A 3627-nucleotide genomic window follows, 5' to 3' on the forward strand; every position below is an offset into this window, starting at 1 on the left:
GGGTGGCCGGCCACCCGGGTGTTCGTTGTTTTTCTACTTGTTTTCCGCGCCGAGCTACCCGAATTTCTGTCGTAGTTACTTGCCCGATACGTCGGGCAATTGGCAGTAAGTACCGCTATTCCATAGGTATGTCGTTTGTAACAATTGCGGACATAGCAGCCCGCACAGGCCGCCGGAGCGCGAGTCGACTGCGACTACCGGGCCGCAACCGGCTCGTCGGTTCAGCACGAACCAGCCCGAGGGGCTAAAGTGGTCCTATGCGCGCCGTGCTCCTGCTTAGCTAGCCGCCCGGCATCCCGGCGAGACCTCGTTTCCGAAGAGTCCCCGGATTGCCGAGCGGCGGCCCCTCCATGTCGAGGGGCTTTTGTGTGTCCGGGGTAAATTCCGGTCCGCAACGCACGAAGTTACAGCAGGAGTACCACGTACGGACAGTATGGAGTCAGGACCGGGCAGCCGGCCGTGACAGTGCAGACTTGATGGTGAACAGGCCTGGCGGCAGGCAGGCCTGAAGGTAGACAGGCCTGGGTAACAGGCCGCACAGAACAGAAGAGGCCAGCAGTGAGCGTTCAGCCGGAAACACAGACCGGATCGCCAGCAGCCGCGGCGGAGGGGCCTGAGGAAGGTGCCTACAGCTTCGCGGCAATGGAAGCCAAATGGCCGCAGGTCTGGGAAGACCTGAAGGTCTTCACGCCCCTCGACGACGGCTCAAAGGAACGCCGCTACGTGCTGGACATGTTCCCGTATCCGTCCGGTGACCTTCACATGGGCCACGCCGAGGCGTTCGCGATGGGCGACGTTGTGGCGCGCTACCTGCGCCAGCAGGGCTACGACGTGCTGCACCCGATCGGCTGGGACTCCTTCGGCCTGCCCGCGGAAAACGCGGCGATCAAACGCAACGCGCACCCCAGTGAGTGGACGTACGCCAACATCGACACCCAGGCGGCGTCGTTCAAGCGCTACGCAATCTCCGCGGACTGGTCCCGCCGGCTGCACACCTCGGACCCGGAGTACTACCGCTGGACCCAGTGGCTGTTCACGCGGTTCTACGAGCGTGGACTGGCCTACCGCAAGAATTCGCCGGTCAACTGGTGCCCCAAGGACCAGACCGTGCTGGCCAACGAACAGGTGGTCAACGGCGCCTGCGAGCGGTGTGGCACTCCCGTGACCAAGAAGTCCCTGAACCAGTGGTACTTCAAGATCACTGACTACGCCGACCGCCTGCTCGATGACATGGACGAACTGCGCGGGCACTGGCCCGAACGCGTCCTCGCGATGCAGAAAAACTGGATCGGCCGTTCCGAGGGCGCCCACGTCAACTTCGTGATCGAGGCCGACGGCGGCAAGGCCGCCAAGGACGTCACCGTCTTCACGACGCGCCCGTACACCCTCTACGGCGCCACGTTCTTCGTCGTCGCCGCCGACGCGCCGCTCGCCGTCGAACTGGTCACCGACGAGCACGCTGCCGCCCTGGACGCCTACCGGGAACAGGTCAAGGCGCTCTCCGAAATCGAGCGCCAGTCCACCGAGCGCGAAAAGACCGGCGTCTTCACCGGGCGCTACGCGACCAACCCGCTCAACGGCGAAAAGCTGCCCGTCTGGGCCGCCGACTATGTCCTGGCCGACTATGGCACAGGCGCCATCATGGCCGTCCCGGCCCACGACCAGCGCGACCTCGACTTCGCCAAGACCTTTGACCTGCCCGTCCGGGCAGTCCTGGACACGGGCGAGGAAGACCCCGCCGCCACGGGCATCGCCACCACCGGCGAGGGGACCCTGATCAACTCCGGCGGCCTCGACGGGCTGCCCAAGGCCGAGGCCATCCCAGCGGCCATCGAAATCCTGCGCGAGTTGGGCACGGGCGAGAAGTTCGTGAACTTCCGGCTGCGTGACTGGCTGCTCAGCCGGCAGCGGTTCTGGGGCACACCGATCCCCATCATCCACTGCCCGGCCTGCGGGGAGGTCCCGGTCCCGGATGATCAGCTGCCCGTGACCCTGCCGGCGGACCTGCGCGGCGAGGACCTGTCCCCGAAGGGCACGTCACCGCTCGCCGCGGTCGAAAGCTGGGTCAATGTCGAGTGCCCCAACTGCCAGGGCCCGGCCAAACGGGACACGGACACGATGGACACCTTCGTGGATTCCTCCTGGTACTTCCTGCGCTTCGTCTCTCCGCAGTACACCGGCGGTCCGTTCGATCCGGAGAAGATCAACGACTGGATGCCGGTCGGACAGTACGTGGGCGGCGTGGAGCACGCCATCCTGCACCTGCTCTATGCGCGGTTCTTCACCAAGGTCATCCACGACCTCGGCATGATTGAGGCGGACGAGCCGTTCAGCGCACTGCTGAACCAGGGGCAGGTGCTCAACGGCGGCAAGGCCATGAGCAAGTCCCTGGGCAACGGCGTCGACCTCGGCGAGCAGTTGGACAAGTTCGGTGTGGACGCTGTCCGCCTGACCATGATCTTCGCCTCCCCGCCGGAGGACGACGTCGACTGGGCGGACGTATCGCCGTCGGGCTCCGCGAAGTTCCTGGCCCGGGCCTGGCGCCTCGGCCAGGACGTCACAAGCGCACCTGGCGTCGATGCCGCCACCGGTGACCGTGCCCTGCGCACCGTCACCCACCGCACGATCGCCGATGCGCAGGCCCTGCTGGACAACAACAAGTTCAACGTGGTTGTGGCAAAGCTGATGGAACTGGTCAACGCGACCCGCAAGACCATAGATGCAGCCAGCGGTGCAGGCGGTGCGGACCCAGCAGTCCGCGAGGCCGTGGAAGCCGTAGCCGTCATCCTGAGCCTGTTTGCGCCGTATACCGCCGAGGATCTGTGGAACGTCCTGGGGCACCCGGCATCGGTCGCCAACGCCGGCTGGCCCACGCACGACGACGCACTGCTCGTGGAGGACACGGTCACTGCCGTCGTCCAGGTGCAGGGCAAGGTGCGGGACCGGCTGGAGGTTTCCCAGGACATCTCCGAGGAGGACCTGCGCGAACTGGCGCTGGCATCGGAAAATGTCCAGCGCGCCCTCGACGGCCGTGCCCTGCGCACGGTGATCGTACGGGCGCCTAAACTGGTCAACATCGTCCCGGCCTAGCCGGACGTACCAGCCTGACACTGGCCGCCGGCTGATCCCGGCGGCCAGTGCAGACAACCAGCGCAGACAATGGGACGGGCACAAGTGCCCCCGCCGGAGAAGTAAGTCCACGCGTCCCCAAAGCAGGAGGTCCTTCGTGCCACACCGCGAGCCGTCAGGCTGGCCATGGCTGCGCGAGCGGCTTGTTCGCCTGCGGCAGGGTTCCCGGGACAGCATCCCCGAAGCGGCTCCCGCCGCCGTCGTGCAGGTTGCGGTGGTCACGGACTCTGCCGCCGCGCTGCCCGCGGACTGGGTCCGGGCTTTCGCTGCTGACGGCCGGCTCACCGTGGTCCCGATGCCCGTGATGGTCGGCGCCGAAATCTACGGCGAGGGTGAGGACGACATTGCGGAGACCATCGCCGTGGCCCTGGCCAGCGGCAAGCCCGTCAAGACCTCGCGTCCGTCACCGGGGCAGTTTGAACACGCCTACCGGGAGGCCAGCGAGCGTGGCTTCCAGTCCGTGGTCTCCATTCACATCTCCGCGGGGCTGTCCGGGAC

At 66.3% G+C, this 3627-nt stretch carries 2 protein-coding genes; both read left to right on the forward strand.

What is annotated here, in order from left to right:
• Positions 1-558: 558 nt before the first annotated feature.
• Complete coding sequence (leuS, locus tag LQV45_RS20685; protein ID WP_230008626.1) at positions 559-3090, forward strand: leucine--tRNA ligase; 2532 nt, start codon at positions 559-561, stop codon at positions 3088-3090.
• Between the two features lie 136 nt (positions 3091-3226).
• On the forward strand, positions 3227-3627 hold a 401-nt coding region (locus tag LQV45_RS20690; RefSeq protein ID WP_230008627.1), incomplete at its 3' end, for a DegV family protein.

The organism is Microbacterium sp. Bi128, from assembly GCF_918698205.1.